Annotated in this window: 19 protein-coding genes, 1 tRNA gene and 1 pseudogene; 5 read left to right on the forward strand and 16 right to left on the reverse strand. The window is 37.0% G+C overall.

The features are described 5' to 3' along the window. Window positions 1-77 precede the first annotated feature (77 nt). The 4 genes from AB1414_05080 to AB1414_05095 all read left to right on the forward strand — a co-directional run bounded on the left by AB1414_05080 (window position 78) and on the right by AB1414_05095 (window position 1413). Window positions 78-218: a hypothetical protein gene (locus AB1414_05080; GenBank protein MEW6606817.1), complete on the forward strand. Its 141-nt coding sequence runs from the start codon at window positions 78-80 to the stop codon at window positions 216-218. Window positions 219-382: 164 nt separating this feature from the next. Next, window positions 383-544, forward strand: a complete 162-nt coding sequence (locus AB1414_05085; GenBank protein ID MEW6606818.1) for a hypothetical protein — start codon at window positions 383-385, stop codon at window positions 542-544. A 138-nt stretch (window positions 545-682) separates the two neighbouring features. After that, window positions 683-1006 (forward strand): nucleotidyltransferase domain-containing protein, encoded by a 324-nt coding sequence (locus AB1414_05090; GenBank protein ID MEW6606819.1) that lies wholly within the window; start codon window positions 683-685, stop codon window positions 1004-1006. Then, the gene (locus tag AB1414_05095; GenBank protein ID MEW6606820.1) at window positions 1003-1413 is read left to right on the forward strand and encodes a HEPN domain-containing protein; all 411 of its coding nucleotides are present in this window, start codon (window positions 1003-1005) and stop codon (window positions 1411-1413) included. The genes AB1414_05090 and AB1414_05095 overlap by 4 nt, the downstream gene beginning before the upstream one ends. A gap of 301 nt (window positions 1414-1714) precedes the next feature. Here AB1414_05095 and rpoC read toward each other — a convergent pair whose 3' ends face one another. Then, window positions 1715-5926 carry a DNA-directed RNA polymerase subunit beta' gene (gene rpoC / locus AB1414_05100; GenBank protein MEW6606821.1) on the reverse strand — a complete coding sequence of 1404 codons (4212 nt, stop codon included), beginning with the start codon at window positions 5924-5926 and terminating at the stop codon, window positions 1715-1717. Window positions 5927-6000: 74 nt separating this feature from the next. Between rpoC and AB1414_05105 the strand changes: the two genes are divergently transcribed. Then, window positions 6001-6132 (forward strand): alpha/beta hydrolase, encoded by a 132-nt coding sequence (locus AB1414_05105; protein MEW6606822.1) that lies wholly within the window; start codon window positions 6001-6003, stop codon window positions 6130-6132. On the opposite strand, the gene rpoB is transcribed toward AB1414_05105, so the two are convergent. The 15 genes and pseudogenes from rpoB to AB1414_05180 form a co-directional block, all read right to left on the reverse strand. Continuing rightward, window positions 6129-9551, reverse strand: coding sequence for a DNA-directed RNA polymerase subunit beta (gene rpoB, locus AB1414_05110; GenBank protein ID MEW6606823.1), 3423 nt, complete (start codon window positions 9549-9551; stop codon window positions 6129-6131). The genes AB1414_05105 and rpoB overlap by 4 nt on opposite strands. Window positions 9552-9698: 147 nt before the next feature. Continuing rightward, window positions 9699-10088, reverse strand: coding sequence for a 50S ribosomal protein L7/L12 (gene rplL / locus AB1414_05115; protein MEW6606824.1), 390 nt, complete (start codon window positions 10086-10088; stop codon window positions 9699-9701). A gap of 11 nt (window positions 10089-10099) precedes the next feature. Next, on the reverse strand, window positions 10100-10243 hold the full coding sequence (locus AB1414_05120) for a hypothetical protein (protein ID MEW6606825.1): 144 nt from the start codon (window positions 10241-10243) through the stop codon (window positions 10100-10102). Next, complete coding sequence (locus tag AB1414_05125) at window positions 10240-10617, reverse strand: hypothetical protein (GenBank protein ID MEW6606826.1); 378 nt, start codon at window positions 10615-10617, stop codon at window positions 10240-10242. The genes AB1414_05120 and AB1414_05125 overlap by 4 nt, the downstream gene beginning before the upstream one ends. A gap of 120 nt (window positions 10618-10737) precedes the next feature. Beyond that, window positions 10738-11100 (reverse strand): clan AA aspartic protease, encoded by a 363-nt coding sequence (locus tag AB1414_05130; GenBank protein MEW6606827.1) that lies wholly within the window; start codon window positions 11098-11100, stop codon window positions 10738-10740. Window positions 11101-11174: 74 nt separating this feature from the next. Next, on the reverse strand, window positions 11175-11312 hold the full coding sequence (locus AB1414_05135; GenBank protein MEW6606828.1) for a hypothetical protein: 138 nt from the start codon (window positions 11310-11312) through the stop codon (window positions 11175-11177). 533 nt (window positions 11313-11845) lie between these two features. Next, window positions 11846-12364: a 50S ribosomal protein L10 gene (gene rplJ, locus AB1414_05140; protein ID MEW6606829.1), complete on the reverse strand. Its 519-nt coding sequence runs from the start codon at window positions 12362-12364 to the stop codon at window positions 11846-11848. Window positions 12365-12443: 79 nt separating this feature from the next. Next, window positions 12444-12656: pseudogene (locus AB1414_05145) on the reverse strand (GxxExxY protein). Between the two features lie 63 nt (window positions 12657-12719). Further along, entirely contained in the window at window positions 12720-13430 is a 711-nt protein-coding gene (rplA, locus tag AB1414_05150) for a 50S ribosomal protein L1 (GenBank protein ID MEW6606830.1), read from the reverse strand. Between the two features lie 6 nt (window positions 13431-13436). Then, the gene (rplK, locus tag AB1414_05155) at window positions 13437-13871 is read right to left on the reverse strand and encodes a 50S ribosomal protein L11 (GenBank protein ID MEW6606831.1); all 435 of its coding nucleotides are present in this window, start codon (window positions 13869-13871) and stop codon (window positions 13437-13439) included. Window positions 13872-14194: 323 nt separating this feature from the next. Then, window positions 14195-14725, reverse strand: coding sequence for a transcription termination/antitermination protein NusG (nusG, locus tag AB1414_05160; GenBank protein ID MEW6606832.1), 531 nt, complete (start codon window positions 14723-14725; stop codon window positions 14195-14197). A gap of 1 nt (window position 14726) precedes the next feature. Further along, on the reverse strand, window positions 14727-14951 hold the full coding sequence (gene secE / locus AB1414_05165; GenBank protein ID MEW6606833.1) for a preprotein translocase subunit SecE: 225 nt from the start codon (window positions 14949-14951) through the stop codon (window positions 14727-14729). An 85-nt stretch (window positions 14952-15036) separates the two neighbouring features. After that, window positions 15037-15114 (reverse strand) — tRNA-Trp (locus AB1414_05170). A 212-nt stretch (window positions 15115-15326) separates the two neighbouring features. Further along, entirely contained in the window at window positions 15327-15479 is a 153-nt protein-coding gene (rpmG, locus tag AB1414_05175; GenBank protein ID MEW6606834.1) for a 50S ribosomal protein L33, read from the reverse strand. A gap of 146 nt (window positions 15480-15625) precedes the next feature. Continuing rightward, the gene (locus tag AB1414_05180) at window positions 15626-16783 is read right to left on the reverse strand and encodes a tetratricopeptide repeat protein (protein MEW6606835.1); all 1158 of its coding nucleotides are present in this window, start codon (window positions 16781-16783) and stop codon (window positions 15626-15628) included. Window positions 16784-17289 lie beyond the last annotated feature (506 nt).

Raw genomic sequence — 17289 nt, forward strand, 5'->3', positions numbered from 1 at the left:
GGGTTTTCTTCTACAAACAGATTGCTCCTCTGGAGCAAATTTAATAAGCAAAAGATGGCAGAAAATGAAGTAAAGCAATGCCTGTGACCATAGATATAGCTTTAACTCCTACGCAACGCTCTCAAAGGACGAGAGCGTTGCAAATGACTTTTAGTTATGGTGTAGGTTTGGAAGAGTTTTGGGTGATAAAAGATGCCAAAGTGACAAAAAAGAAATAATCTGCTTAGTTGACATCAAGAGGAGGAAATGCTATATAGTTGTAACTCCAAAAAATAATTAGCCTCGTAGAGGCAATCTGTTTGTAGGATGAATCAAATTAACCAAAAATTAGCTCCAGAGGAGCGACCTGAAAAATGGCTTAAAAAAAATAAAATTGAATACGATGAAAGATATTTGTTTGAATGGATTGAATGATTTAGGTCGCTCCTATGGAGCTTTATGTTATAGGTGGGCATTTTTTTCTACAAACAGATTGCTCCTCTGGAGCAAATTTAATAAGCAAAAGATGGCAGAAAATGAAGTAAAGCAATGCCTGGGACCATAGATATAGCCTTAAGTCCTACGCAACGCTCTCAAATTTTACATACACCTCTAACGATTTTTCTGATTGACAAATACATAGAAAGGTGATAAACTATTTCCTAATCTTAAGTAGTGTAAATTAAGGAAAACAGGTATAGAAATGTATGGTTATGAAAAAAAGGCAGTAACACAAATTATTCATATACTTAAAGAAAAATTTGCAGAAAAAATAGTTATGGTCTATGCTATTGGTTCAAGAATAAGGGGGGATTTTCAGGCGTGGTCTGATTTTGATCTCCTTATCATAGTAAAGCATAAAAATCCAGATATAGAAAAGGAAATAATCAATACCCTGGTTGATGAAGAGATTAAATATGGATTATCATTTACACCAGTAATAAAAGATATTAAGGCATTTGAACTCGAACAAAAATTCTCCACACCATTTTATGAGAATATAATGAAAGAGGGGGTGGCTTTATGACGCTTGAATTTCAGGATAAAAGTTCCTTGAGTGAGATAAGAATGGATAAGGCATATGAATTCTTACAAGATGCAAAAGCAAATTATAACGAAGGAAGGTATAAAACATCTATAAATCGAAGCTACTATGCGTCACTTAACGCGATAAGAGCACTCCTTATCCTCCAGGATATTACCCCTCAATCACATGAAGGGGTAATTACTATGTTAAGTCTAAAGTTTGTCAAAGCGGGTTTGATTCCAGTAGATATTGTTAAGAAATTCAAACTTCTTCTCTCCAGGAGAACAGATGTGGATTATGGCGATTTTGAAAGCATTGAGGATATTGATGCAGAAGATTCTTTGAGAATTTCTCAGGAGATAATTGAAGTGATAGATAAGGTAAGAAAGGGGATGATTCGAGAATGAAACCTTCCCACCTGTGCGATTAGACTAATTCATCGCACAGACGCAAAGGAAAAATAAATGTAAAATGTAAAATAGGAAATGAAAAATGGGAAATTTTAGGACTTCGCAAGACTCATTACCTTTCAGTTATACATTTTCATTGGACATTTCTCATTGGACATTATCCATTTTACATTTAACCGCACAGGTCGAAAAAGTTTGAGCCATTTCTCCAATTCTCCCTTTTCCCCATTTCTCCTTGTTTACACTTCTAATGTATAACCCTGAACGGTTACTGGAATTTGAATAAAAGGCTCTGCGGTTAAATACTACCTATTTCTTCTTCTTGAACTGGGGCAGGAACAGCAACTTCTATCTTGTGATATTTAGGGACTCCTGTGCCTGCGGGGATAAGTCGTCCAATGACTACATTTTCCTTTAATCCCCGTAAGTGATCTATTCTACCCTGAATAGCCGATTCGGTGAGAACTTTTGTTGTTTCCTGGAAGGATGCGGCAGAGATAAAACTATCCGTAGATAAAGAGGCTTTAGTGATACCGAGCAAAATAGGTTTAGCCTGTGCTGGCTTTTTCCCCTTAGCGATTATTGCTTCATTTATTTGAGCAAATTTGAATTTATCTATTTGCTCACCTAATAAAAATGTTGTATCACCTACATCTGTTATTTCTAATTTACGCAGCATCTGGCGAATAATCACCTCAATATGTTTATCGTTGATATTTACCCCTTGTAGGCGATAGACCTCTTGAATTTCGTTAACTAAGTATTCTTGTAATTTCCGTTCACCTTTTATTTTCAATATGTCATGGGGGTCTGTCGGTCCTTCGGTTAATTGGTCTCCGGCTGAGACGACATCATATTCATGAATCTTCAAATGTTTACCCAGTGAGACTTCGTATTCTTTTGTTTCCCCGGTTGACTCATTCTCAATAACAATAATTCGTTTATTTTCTTTAAGCCCTTTAAATTTTATCACACCATCAATTTCCGTAACTAATGCTGGTTCTTTTGGTCTTCGAGCCTCAAATAACTCTGCGACTCGTGGCAACCCACCCGTAATATCTTTAGTTCTAATTAATTCTTGTGGGAATTTAGCGATAACCATCCCTGCAGTAATTTTATCTCCATCATTTACTGCTATTCTGGCGCCATTGGGAATAAAATAGTTGATAGTTGGTTGATTTTCACGGAGAATACATATTCGAGGTTGGAGTGTTCCTTCACGGTCTTCGATAATTACCCTTCTAAACAAACCTGTATTTTCATCAAGTTCTTCGCGGAGCGTTCTTTCTTTAATAATATCATTAAACTGCACCGTTCCTTCTACTTCAGTTAATATTGGTTCATGATATGGGTCAAATTCAGCAATTAACTTGTTAGCCGGAACAATATCCCCTGTTTTAACAAATAATTTTCCACCTGTTTTAATCGGTATATTACGGTCTTTAGCCTCAATCAAAATCCTTTTTTCAGGTTCTATCCGAACTATTCCCGCCATCTCTGTGATTATTTCATTTTCTTCAACTTGAGCTATTTTATCTCCGGCATTTACCCACAAACCATCAAAAACAGTAAATTTTGTAGTTGGAGATAATTTATATTCTTTTAGCACCTTTCGTAGCACGAGTTCGCCTGCTCTGGCCGCAACCATACTTCCATCTTCTAAATATATCAATCTTTTCGGTAGTTCGACGATTTCAACTTCATAAGGCAATCTAATTTCTCTTTCTTCTACCTGTCGATATGCGGTTCCACCGATATGGAAGGTTCTCATTGTCAATTGTGTTCCTGGTTCTCCGACAGATTGTGCGGCAACAATTCCCACCGGCTCGCCTATATCTATTAATTTCCCGGTAGCTAAATTTCTGCCATAACATTTAGCACATACCCCTCTTTGTGTCTCACAGGTAAGAACGGTGCGAATTCTGAGGCGGTCAATCTCTACATCTTCAATAGCCTGAGCATTTTCTTCATTTATCTCCTCATTAGCCTTGATAATAACTTCACCCGTCATCGGGTTCACGACATCATCCAGAGAGACTCTGCCGAGGATACGGTCACCTAATGGTTCGATAACTTCATCACCTTCTTTTATTGCCTCAACTATCATCCCATTAATCGTGCCACAATCATCAGCAGTAATAATAACATCTTGAGAAACATCAACTAATCGACGCGTTAAATAGCCAGCATCAGCGGTTTTTAAGGCGGTATCAGCCAAACCTTTTCTAGCACCGTGAGTTGAAATAAAGTATTCTAAGACAGTAAGTCCCTCTCTAAAATTAGCAATAATAGGTAGTTCTATGATTTCTCCGGATGGTTTAGCCATAAGTCCTCTCATTCCGGCTAATTGTCTAACTTGCTGTTTACTGCCTCTTGCCCCAGAGTCAACCATCATATAAATAGGATTAAACCCATTCTTATCATTGCCCATCCCCTCAAACATTACCTTAGATATTTCATCACCGATATATGTCCATAAATCCACTATTTTATTATATCTTTCTTCATCCGTAATACTTCCTTGATGATATTGTTGTGAAATCTTTTCTATCTCTTTATAACTTTGTTTTAATAACTCTGGCTTTTGGGGTGGGACTTTAATATCATCTATGCCAATAGATACTCCATACTCTGTGGCGTATTTGAATCCAAGTTGTTTCACCTTATCCAGTAAATCAACGGTTTTGCTCATTCCACATTTACGGTATGCCTCAGCGACTATTTGACCTATCTTTTTCTTATCCACCTTTTCATTAATAAATTGAAGTTCTTCAGGTAAGCATTCATTGAATATGATGCGTCCAATAGTCGTCTGTAAGTTTTTACCATTAATACAAATCCAAATCCTGGCATTTAAACTTATTATTCCTTCTTCATAAGCCATTAAAGCCTCGTGAATATTAGTGAGTTTTTTATCCTGTCCTAAATCATCTGGTCTTTCTTTAGTTAGATAACACAATCCCAGGACTATATCTTGAGTAGGTGCAACTAAAGGTCTTCCGTTAGCCGGGGATAATAAGTTATAAGCGGAGAGCATTAATATCTGGCTTTCTATTTGAGATTCAATTGATAAAGGAACATGGACAGCCATCTGGTCTCCATCGAAATCAGCATTAAATGCTGGACAAACTAAAGGATGGATTTTAATTGCATCTCCTTCGATTAAGACAGGTATAAACGCCTGGATTCCCGCACGGTGCAAAGTTGGGGCACGATTTAGAAGAACCGGATGTTGTGAGATAACTTCTTCTAAAACATCCCAGACTTCAGGATTTTCTCGTTCTATCATGCGTTTAGCACTTTTAATATTATGGGCTAAATTATCTGCGACTAATCTCCGCATAATAAAAGGTTTAAACAATTCTAAAGCCATTCTTTTAGGTAAGCCACATTGAAATAGTTTAAATGTTGGGTCAACGACAATGACCGAGCGACCTGAATAATCTACTCGTTTTCCTAATAGATTTTGACGGAATCTACCCTGTTTACCTTTGAGCATATCTGATAAAGATTTTAGTGGTCTATTTCCAGTGCCGGCTACAGGTCTGCCTCTTCTGCCATTATCAAATAAGGCATCAACCGATTCCTGCATCATTCTTTTTTCATTGCGAATAATTATCTCTGGAGCTTTTAAGGCGATGAGTCGTTCTAATCGGTTGTTGCGATTTATTACCCGACGATACAGGTCATTTAAATCAGATGTAGCGAATCGACCACCATCTAATTGTACCATAGGTCGTAATTCAGGTGGGATAACCGGGATAATATCTAAAATCATCCATTCAGGTTTATTTCCACTTCGCAAGAAAGATTCTAATATTTCAAGTCGTCGGACGATTTTGCGGCGTTTTTGATAAGAGTAGTCTCCTTCCATTTCTAATCGCAGGTTTTCTACTTCTTCTTTAAGATTAATCTCTTTCAACAATTTTTTAATTGCCTCCGCCCCCATACCTACTTCAAAATTCCCGCCATATTTCTCTTTGAAGGTTCTATATTCGTCTTCATTAATAACATCTTTCTTTTTAAGAGGCACATTACCTGGGTCAAGCACAATATATCCCTCGTAATACAGGACTCGTTCAAGGTCTCTAACAGTAATATCCAATACAACTGCCATTGGAGATGGGACTCGCTTAAAATACCAGATATGAGATACCGGGGTAACTAATTCGATATGTCCCATTCGTTGTCTTCGAACCTCAGAATATGTTACTTCTACACCACATCTATCACAAATAACCCCTTTATACCGCATACTTTTATACTTACCGCAGAAGCATTCAAAATCTTTATTCGGACCAAATATCCGCTCACAGAATAAGCCATCTCGTTCTGGTCTAAAAGTTCTATAATTTATTGTTTCTGGTTTCCTCACCTTATCATAAGACCAACTTTTAATTATCTCTGGTGAGGCAAGTCCTATACTAATAGCGGCAAAGTTAGTCATATCAATTGTTGAAAACAGAGACTCAAAAGTTTGTTTTGGTTCTTGCATTATTTCTCTATTCACGATAAATCCCTCCTCTTTTTTGGTAACTGGTTAAATGGTAATTGGTTAAATGGTAACTGGTTAAATAATTACCAATCACCAGTTACCAATTACCAGTTACCAATTACCAGTTACCAATCACCAGTTACCAATTACCAGTTACCAGTTACCAATTACCAGTTACCAATTACCAGTTACCAGTTACCAATTACCAGTTACCAATTTAAAACATAGGTTTTATCAAATGTTCTTGAGATTTCATAGTGACTGGTGGTGTGCGTCGGCCTTCGTTGAGTTTTTTAACATCGATAGGTTTCCCTTTTTCATCTAAGACCTTAACATCTAAGGCTAATCCTTGAAGTTCGTGGAATAGGACATTAAAAGATTCAGGCACGCCGGGTCCTGCGGCATTTTCGCCTTTAACAATTGCTTCATATACCTTTGCCCGGCCAATAATATCATCTGATTTTACAGTTAAAAATTCCTGGAGCAGATGCGAGGCACCATAAGCCTCTAATGCCCAGACCTCCATTTCACCAAGTCGTTGTCCACCAAATTGAGCCTTACCACCCAGTGGTTGTTGTGTGACTAATGAATAAGGACCAATAGAGCGAGCATGAATTTTATCCTCTACTAAATGAATTAATTTCATCATGTAAATATAGCCAACCGTAATTTTATCTTTAAATCTTTTTCCTGTTTTTCCATCATAAAGGTAAGCCTTGCCATCTTCAGGTAAGTTTGCTTTTTTAAGATAGTCTTTGATTTCTTCTTCAGTTGCTCCATCAAATACCGGGGAGGTAGTTTTAATTCCTAATTTATGAGCGGCCCAGCCAAGATGAGTTTCTAATATCTGGCCGATATTCATTCTTGAAGGAACTGACAAAGGATTCAAAACCATATCTACTGGTGTGCCATCTTCAAGAAAAGGCATATCTGCTTCGGGTAAGATTTTAGCGATAACACCTTTATTTCCATGTCTGCCGGCAACTTTATCACCAACCATAATCTTTCGTTTAGTTGCCACATAGACTTTAACTAACTCTTCCACGCCAGGTGGAAGGTCATCGCCCTGCCTGGTGGCGAAATACTTAACATCAAGGACTATTCCCTCACTTCCATAAGGATGATGAAGTGAGGTATCCCGAACTTCGCGGACCTTTTCACCAAATATAGAATGAAGTAATTTATATTCTGGAGAAAGTTCTGTCTCCCCTTTTGGAGTAACCTTACCAACTAATATATCGCCTGATTTAACCATAGCACCAATTCTAATAATGCCGCGGTCATCAAGATTTTTCAGTGCTTCAGCGCCCAGATTAGGAATATCGGCGGTAATTTGCTCTGGGCCAAGCTGAGTATCCCTTGCCTCTATTTCATATTTTTCAATATGAATTGAAGTAAAAATATCTTCTTTAACTAACCTTTCGGAAATAGGGATGGCATCTTCAAAATTATATCCTTCCCAGGGCATAAATGCCACCAGGACATTTCTTCCTAATGCCAGTTCGCCATTGTCAGTCGCCGTGCCTTCAGTTAAAGGTTGACCTTTTGAGATTTGTTCTCCCTTTTTAACAATAGGTTTTTGATGAATACAGGTTGCCTGATTAGACCTTTTAAAATTCAATAAGTTATAAGAATATTCTTTCTTATCCTTACCTTTTAATACAATCTCACTTGCCGTCGCCCGAGTTATTATGCCATCAACAGGGGCGATAATCACGATGCCGGAATCTCTGGCAATGTATTGTTCTATGCCTGTGCCAACTAAAGGAGATTCACTAACGAGTAATGGGACTGCCTGGCGCTGCATATTAGACCCCATCAAAGCACGATTGGCATCATCATGTTCCAGGAAAGGAATTAATGCTGTTCCAACACTAATAATCTGTTTTAAAGAGGCATCCATATAATCCACTTTATCATGAGTAACTAATGGAAAATCGTCTCGAAACCTTGCCGCAACTGCCTCCTCTATAAACTCACCATTTTTCCCTATTTTACTACTTGCCTGAGCAATATTATGTTTTTGTTCTTTATCCGCAGTTAGATATTCAATTTGATTAGTAACTTTGCTGTCTAAGACTTTCCGATAGGGAGTTTCAATAAAACCTAATCTATTTACTTTTCCATAAACGCATAGAGATACAATTAGTCCAATATTAGGTCCTTCAGGCGTTTCGATTGGACATATTCTTCCATAGTGAGAGTAGTGGACATCACGAACCTCAAACCCTGCTCTTTCTTTAGATAACCCACCCTGACCTAAAGCAGATAATCTTCGTTTATGAGTTAATTCGGCTAATGGATTTGTTTGGTCCATAAATTGAGAGAGCTGGCTTGAGCCAAAAAATTCATTGATTGCGGCGGTAACTGGTTTGATATTAATGACGGTATGTGGTTTCATTGTCATTATATCCTGGATTGCCATCCGTTCACGGATACTTCGTTCTAATCTTGACATCCCTATCCGTAATTGATTTTGTAGTAATTCTCCAACAGACCTGACACGCCGATTCCCAAGATGGTCAATATCGTCTATTTCCCCTTGTTTTTTAATCAATTTAATCATATATTTGACCGTCTCTACTATATCTTCTTTAGTCAATGTTGTGACTTCTTCTGAAATTGACAGTCCCAATTTTTGATTAATTTTATACCGACCTATCTCGGATAAATCATAGCGAAGTGGGTCAAAGAAGTATCGGTAAAAGGTCTGTTGAGCATTTTCAATATTAGGTGGTTCCCCGATACGCATCAGGTTATGAATTTTAATCAGGGCTTCATCCGTAGAATTGGTATCATCTCGTTCTAATGTATTTAATATAAATGAACTCTCCACATCTAATATCTTTATCTTTTTAATCCGTTGTTTCTTTAAAATATTCAAGAGTGTATTGGTAATCTTCATCCCTGGACGATATACTTCGTTCTCTTCTTTATTTATTACTTGCTGGGCTAATCGAAGTCCAACTAAATTTTCGTTCACTTTATCTATTCGAATTTGATCCGGGAAAAAAAGATTTAGTATATCTTCGATAGTAGAATAACCAATGGCTCGAATAAAGGTAGTTGCAATGATTTTTCTTTTGCGTCCTAATCTTGCAAAGAGAATATTATTAGTGTCTAATTCAAATTCTAACCATGCCCCTCGATAAGGGATAACCCTGGATGAGTATAATCGAGTTGATGGGTCATAGTCAAAATAAACCCCTGGAGAACGGTGCATCTGGCTGACAATGACGCGTTCAGCCCCATTAATAATAAATGTTCCCCGTTCGGTCATTAAAGGAATATCTCGCATAAAGATTTCTTGTTCCTGGATGACACCTGTCTCACGACAGATTAATCGTAATCGGACTCGTAATGGAACTCCATAAGTTATATCTCTATCTCGACATTCTTCCTCCGCATATTTTGGTTCACCAAGACTATAGTCAACGAATTCTAAGACTACTTTTTCATTAAAATCTATAATGGGAAAAGTCTCTAAAAATACCTTTTGTAATCCCTGAGGTTTCCTTTGCTCTGGAGGTACATCCTTTTGCAAAAACCATTCAAAAGAATCCTTTTGAATAGCAATTAATGATGGCACATCTATGACCTCTTTTATTTTTCCAAAAGAAACCCGTTCTTGCTTAAGCATATAATCTCACCTCTTTTATCAGAAATTAGAAATTAGAGGACAGATAACCGTAATTAGAAATCAAATTCAGAGGACAGAAGACAGATAACAGATATAATAGGGAATACCTTAAATACCTGAGCTCTGACTTCTGTCCTCTGTTTCCTATTACTTAATCTCTACCTTCGCTCCTGCGGCTTCTAATTTTTTCTTAATTTCTTCAGCCTCTTCTTTTGGAATACCTTTTTTCACTGGCTGTGGAGCGCCTTCTACTAATTCTTTAGCTTCTTTTAATCCTAAAGAGGTAATAGTTCTAATTTCTTTTATCACCTGGATTTTATTCTCACCAAAACTGGCTAAAACAACATCAAACTCAGTTTTTTCTTCCTTTTCTGCTTCTGGGATGGCTTGTGTTACCGTTGGTCCCATCGCCATAGGAATTGCCGCAGAGACCCCAAATTTATTCTCTAATTCCTTAACTAATTCTGAGAGTTCCAGAACTGTCATATTAGAGATAGCATCAATAATCTCCTCTTTGCTTTTAATAGCAGTTGCCATTTTTTCACCTCCTATATTTTGGTAATTGGTAATTGGTAACTGGTAACTGGTAATTGGTAACTGGTAACTGGTAATTGGTAACTGGTAATTGGTAACTGGTAATTGGTAACTGGTGAATAGTAATTAGTTACCATAGCCCAATTATTACTTTTCAAAACTCAATAAATTCACGTCGTTTGAGTCCTGTTAAATCTAATGTTCCATCTTTTGAATCAGGGATTATTTCCCACTTTTCCATAGTTAATGCGCCAATGACCACATCTATCTTATTTCCATTTATTCTCCCGATGTCATCTATCGGCACTGCCTCCATATCTAATCCTCTGCCTTCAATTTTACCCCATAAAAGACAGAGTTTTTTGACTTCAATTATTCTCCCATCAAATGCAACCTTATACGGCTCCGGGATAATTATTGTCGGGGCACTACCCACAATTTCATTGCAGACATAAGTATGCATTGCACCAGTATCAAACAGTGCCATAACTTCTTTCCCTTCAATTTCGATTTTCTTTACAATTCTACTCATCCCTGTTTCCTTTGAAAATCGGGGTTCGGGGATTCGTAACTGTTCAGCGTAGAGACGTCGGTAAATTACCATCTGAACAGTTACGGATTTTTTAAATTTGCAATCCTTAATCCGCAATTCTTACTTTAAGGGAATAGCAGGTAATCTTTTCAATGTTTTGTTCACTGGATCAACCATTATTCCAACTGATTCAAGTGCGGTTACCCCTAAAATTGGCTCTGCACCAGATTCACCAAATATAACCCGCCCTGCTGTGATTTCTCCCATAAATTCAATCTGAACTAAACCAAACGGATATTCTTTTACGGTTCCATCTGCTAATTCATAAGACATTTTACCTTTTTTTTCAACACCAATTTTTTCTAATTCATCCGCTGGAGCCATAGAATCGGTTGCACCTGTATCGACGAGGAAGACATTTTCATAATTTTCTCCTGGAACTTGTAAACTAACAAGTTTTGTAGTAACTTTTGTCAAACCCATCCGATTCTCCTGAAAATAGTCTTTGGAGTGCGAAAGCTTGCTTTCGCTTTTCCTCCTGCGAAAGCGGTAGCAAGCTACCGCACTCCATATATTTTCATCGTCCTTTGTGTTCCGCAGGGACATGCGGGTTTCTCCTGAAAATAGGAAGTAGAGAGTAGAGAGTAGAAAGTAAAGAAAACATCACGCTTCACACCTATCTCCTTACCTCCCACCTTCTATCTCCTACCTACTATTTTCATCCTCATTTGTGAGCCAACGGCTCATGCCCGTTCTCCTGAAAATAGCGAATTAGTGAATTAGAGATTAGTGAATTATACTTTAGAGAGGTATATTTTGTGATTTCCTGTTACTATCAACTCAGGTTATCGGTTATCAGGTTATCGGTAAAGAGCAAGCAGTAGCCTGCTATCTCAAATTACTGATTACTTTAAATAATCACAATTTATACCCCACTGGAGTATAGTATAGTATCTCCAGACTCGTATCCTGCGTCCGTGCTTATCTTTTTAAACTATAAAACCATCGAATCATAAAACTCTATTTTCTCCTGAAAAATGTTCGTAACTTATTGTAATTGCTTGAGTTACAAAACTACATTCCCCTGAAAATAGTTTTTTTTCACGCAAAGGTAAATTTTTCCCTTATTTTCCTTTGCGTTCTTTGCGTGCTTGGTGTGAAACTACCAGCTGCCCGCTGTTTTTTGCCTTTGGTCTTCGGTCTTTAGGTCTATAGTCTTTGGTCCTGGTTATTTTTTCCCCTCAATCGCCTTTAATACATTAACCAATGACCTTATTGGCGCACTTAAGACATTAACTACACCGACTAACGGTGCTTTCATTCCCCCTACTACCTGGGCAATTAATACTTCTTTAGGTGGTAACTTGGATACCTGGGTTAGTTCATCAGCCTTTAGAACCTTACCCTGAATAATCCCTGCTTTAAGTTCAAGTTTTTTATATTCTTTGGAGAAATCTATTAAGAATTTAACAGGAGCCACCGGGTCATTTAGACTAAAAGCAATGGCCGTAGGTCCCTGTAGGTATTCACTTAAGGCATCGAGGTTACTTTCTTTAACCGCTCTAAAGATGATGTTGTTTTTTATGATTTTATATTCTATGCCTGCGCTTCTGAATTTGCGTCTTAAATCTGTAATTTCTTTAACGGTTAGACCTCGATAATCTGTTAAAATAGCCGAAGATGTGTTAGATAATTTCTCTTTTAATTCGCTAACCTGTTTTTCTTTTTTAATAATTGCTGGTCGCATTTTATTTACCCCTTTTCAAAGAATTATAATCTTCATTAGTAACTATTCACCGCAGAGACGCGGAGACACAGAGAAAAAATTAAAATCTATTGGCTATACGCTTAATTCCATCTCTTAGAACAGAAACATTAAAATTGATCAATAAACCTATCCTTTTATTCATCATTTTTAGATAGATTAAAAGTTGAGCTTCGTGAATCGGAAGTAGTTGCTCGACTGCTTTTAATTCTACGATAACTTTTTCTTCGACTAAAAGATCTATCCGGTATCCACAATCTAATTTAAATCCTTTTTTCTCTGTTCCTCTGCGTCTCTGCGGTGAATAGTTACCTTCATTATAGAAAATATATCATCTTTAGCCTTCTTCAAGCAATCTCTTTGTTACCTTTGTGTCAAGTTTTATGCCGGGTCCCATTGTTGTAGATAAAGCGATACCTTTAACATATTGCCCTTTAACCGTGGCTGGTTTCACCTTAAGGATAGCTAAGACAAAATCTTTAAAATTATCATAAAGCATTTCCTTTGAAAATGAGACTTTGCCGATAGCCGAGTGGACTATCCCAAACGAATCACATCTAAATTCAATCTTACCTTTTTTAATCTCCTTAATTGTTTTTTCGACATCAAAGGTGACGGTGCCTGCTTTTGGATTAGGCATAAGTCCTCGTGGTCCAAGGATTTTACCGAGTTGTCCGACATCACGCATCATATCTGGGGTAGCGATAGCGACATCAAAATCTAAAAACCCTTTTTTTATACGGTCAATTAAGTCTTCGGCACCAACTATCTCCACACCATTTTCTTCTGCCTCTTTTACCTTTTCTCCTTTAGCAAAAACCGCTATTCGTTGAGATTTACCTGTGCCATGCCTTAGAATTACCGTAGAACGCACCTGTTGGTCAGCGTGTTTTGGGTTAACGCCTAACCTTATCGCTATCTCTATTGATTCATCAAATTTAGCACACGAGGTTTGTTTAAGCAGGTCAAGTGCTTCATCAATATCATATAATTTTTCTTTATCAACCAGTTTACTTTTTTCTAAAAATTTTTTACCGCAACGAGCCATTTTACTTTATCCCCCTTCTATCTCAATTCCCATACTTTTAGCCGTGCCCATAATCTGTCGTGCCGCCTGGTCAATGTCATAAGCGTTTAAATCTTTAAGTTTCATCTTTGCAATCTCTTTTACTTTTTCGATATTAAGTTTTGCTACCTTTTGTTTATTAGGCACTCCAGAGCCCTTTTCTATCCCCGCGGCTTTAGCTAAAAGGACAGCCGCAGGTGGTGTTTTTAAAACAAAGGAAAATGTTCTATCCTCGTGCACGGAGATGACTACCGGGATAATTAGACCTTCCTGATTGGATGTTTGTGCATTAAACTCCTTACAAAACTCCATAATATTTACCCCTGCCTGTCCTAATGCAGGACCTACGGGTGGAGCGGGATTAGCCCTTCCACCCGGTATCTGTAATTTAATCTCCTTAACAACCTTTTTCTTTTTTGCCATAATATTCTCCCAATAAGTAAAGAGTGATAAGTATTTAGTTTCTAATTACTCTTCACTATCTACTGTCTCCTTTTTAGTAACCGTTCAGCCACAGAGGCACAGAGTTCACAGAGAATTAAGGAAATTAGCCACAAATGGACACAAATTACCCTCTGACATCCCATAAATGTAGTGCGAACCTTTAGGTTTGCCTTCCGGTTTGCCAGAAGCGAGGCTAAAGCCGCGCACTACAAATCTTTTTATTATTCGTGTTCATTCGTGGTTATATATTCCCTCTGTGTTCTCTGTGACTCTGTGGCTATATCTCTGAACGGTTACCCTTTTTACAATTTCTCCACTTGATGAAATTCTACTTCGACCGGTGTTATTCTACCGAGGATATTCATCATCACTCTTAATTTTCCTTGTTTTTGGTCTATCTCTCCAACCGTTCCAATAAAGTTAGTAAAAGGTCCTTGAATAACCCGGATGGGTTCGTCCTTTTCAAATTTTAAAGAAGGTTTTAATCTCGAAACTCCTGGTATTGCTCCATGAATAATCTCTTTAACCTCTACTTCACTCAATGGAATTGGTTTGTTCTTATCGCCAACAAATCCAAATACTCCAGGTGTGTGTCTGACAATATGCCATGTGTCATCAGCCATTTCCATTTCTATCAATACATACCCCGGGAAAAATTTCCTTGGGACTTTTCTTTTCTTGCCACCGCGTATTTCAGTAACTTCTTCAGTAGGAATAACAATTTGAGCGATTTTATCTCCCAGTCCCATTGATTGAAGTCGTTGCTCTAAATTTGTCTTTACTTTATTTTCATATCCAGAATAAGTATGAATAACATACCAATTTTTACTCATTCTACCTCCGACCAATAAGCTGGTTAACCACGACAATAAAAATAACATCAGCAAGATAAATATATAAAGTGATAATCAGGACGCAGATAATAACTACCGCCGTAGAACCAATAATTGTTTTACGGTCAGGCCAGGAAACCTTACCTTGTTTTGGATTAACTTCGGTCCAGACCTCATTCAGGAATTTTTTTGCTTTAAAAATTAGTTCTTTTATTTTCTCTTTCACAAATCTCTCTCCCATCAAAAGATAGAAATCACCAGTCACATTTTAAAGGTATCCTCTTAATATCTGTTTTCTGACTTTTGTCTTCTGGCAGGCCCGACAGGACTCGAACCTGTAATCCTCGGTTTTGGAGACCGATGCTCTAACCAAATTGAGCCACGGGCCTGTTGTCCAACTACTTCGTTTCGTAACCGTTCAGGGTGTAACGAAGGGGAAATGGAGAAATTAGGGAAAAGGGGAAAAAGTATTCTTATTTTAGTAAGAAAATCATCTGTTTTAGAATGTCATTGATAACTGATGAAACCTTCTGCTCCCTAATTCCCCTACCCCTCTCCTTTCTCCCCATTTCCCCTTTTCTCCTTATTTACACCTGAACGCTTACTTCGTTTCCTTATGTAGTGTATGAGTTCTACAAGTTCGACAGTATTTTTTCAACTCAAGTTTTTCTGTATGTTTTTTCTTATTTTTGGTTGTAGAATAATTCCGATTTTTACACTCTGAACATGCCAGAATAATTATCTCTCGTGGCATTTTTTAAAATCTCCTTTTACCAAAATTAAACACAAGAATTTTAATTATACTATATTATCTAAATTTTTGTCAAGAAAATTTTTAAAAAAGATTTTTTTGCCAGAAATTAAGTAGAGTGGAAATGTAGTTTTAAGATATGATGTAATTTATTTCCTTCTTGTTGCCTCTCGTAATTTCTCTTTAATGGGTTTTTGTGGCGTAGGGAAGTAGACATCACTTAAGACATAATTTGGGTCTAATTCTTGAATTAACTTCCACTGAGCAATTGCCTCATTAAAATCAGCCTTTTTGTAATACACATCCGCTAAGTTATCATGGAAGAATGCTACCACTGGCTCAAGGTCAATTGCCTTTCTATATGCCTCAATCGCCTCATCCAATCGACCCAGGTAATAATAAGCAAGCCCTAAATTATTGTAGGCATTAGAAGCATTTGGTTCTAATGCAGTTACCTCTTGATATTTGACAATTGACCGTTCCAATAAGTCTAAACTATCTGTATCTCTCTTAACCGTGAGGCAATAAAATGCCCGATTAAGTAAGGTATTCCCAAACATAAAATAAACATACGGAGTAGCCAATCCAAATTCTATGGTTTGTTGATAATCTACCACCGAGCGCCAATTATAATCATTTGGGTCTCGATAATCTCCTGCGGCAAAAAAGGCATTCCCTCGCCAATAATAGAAAAGTGGATTATTGGTTTGGAGTCGAATCGCATTATCAAATTCACTTACCGCTAAAGAGATTTCCTCTTTTTCCAGATAAGCCTGACCTAAATAAAACGAAACATAAGGTTCACTTCCATTTAATCTCTTTGCCTTACTTAAATGTGTAATCGCCTTATCTACATTTTTTAGTTTGATATAAACCTGTCCTACTTTAAAATTGGCATCAAAATTTTTGTCATCTAACTCACCTGCTTTTAAATAGGCTTTCTCTGCCTCTGTCCAATTTTCTCCTTCAAAATAAATATCACCTAAAAGTAGATGAGACTGTAAATATTCAGGCTTAATCCCGATTGCCAGCCTGAGTTCATCAATCGCTTTAGAAGAATTCTTTTGCTTATAATAACTCTTCGCTAAAAAGAAATGATACTCCGGATTTGACGGGTCTAATTCAATTGCCTTACTAAATTCCTTCTCCGCTCCTTCAAAATTACTCTTAAAATACAACTGATAGCCTGTGTCAAATCTCTTTTTTGCCTTTTCTTTTGTCTCTGCCAGCGTCTGGGCTGAACTTATTATTGGTGCGACCAAAATAAAAATCATAACCCATAAAAAGAGAAACTTTATTCCTCTCATTATCTTTCCCTCCTCATTCATATTAAAATTTTAGTAATTATTTACCCCGGTGAAGTAAAACAGTAAGTTCACGAAGCACTGGAACTTATTTTTTACCTTGCTTCCTGAACCTAACAACCATTGCCTGTTGTTTTACTTCAGATAGGTAAATAATTACACATTATTATAATTAGCTTTTTTGAAGATAATTATAATTAGAATATATTTTACACTTTTTCTTTAATTTTGTCAACATTTTTTTTAATTAAAATTAAAAAAATCAAATTGCGGGATAAATAGACTGGGATTTTTTGTTGACATAGGATAAAATTTGTGATAGAATATCTTCAGAATGGCTAAAAATGGATACACAATCTAAAAACAGTCAAAAAGCAAATTCCTGAGGGTTGGACCTATTAACTCCAGTAAAATCAAGGGGTTATAATAGTAAGAAGGTAGATTTTAGGGGTGTTTAGGAGGTGAGGTAGGTATATGTAACATATTATAAACATTGGGGTTAGGTTTCA

The sequence above is a fragment of the bacterium genome (genome assembly GCA_040755795.1).
GTDB lineage: Bacteria > UBA9089 > CG2-30-40-21 > CG2-30-40-21 > SBAY01 > JBFLXS01.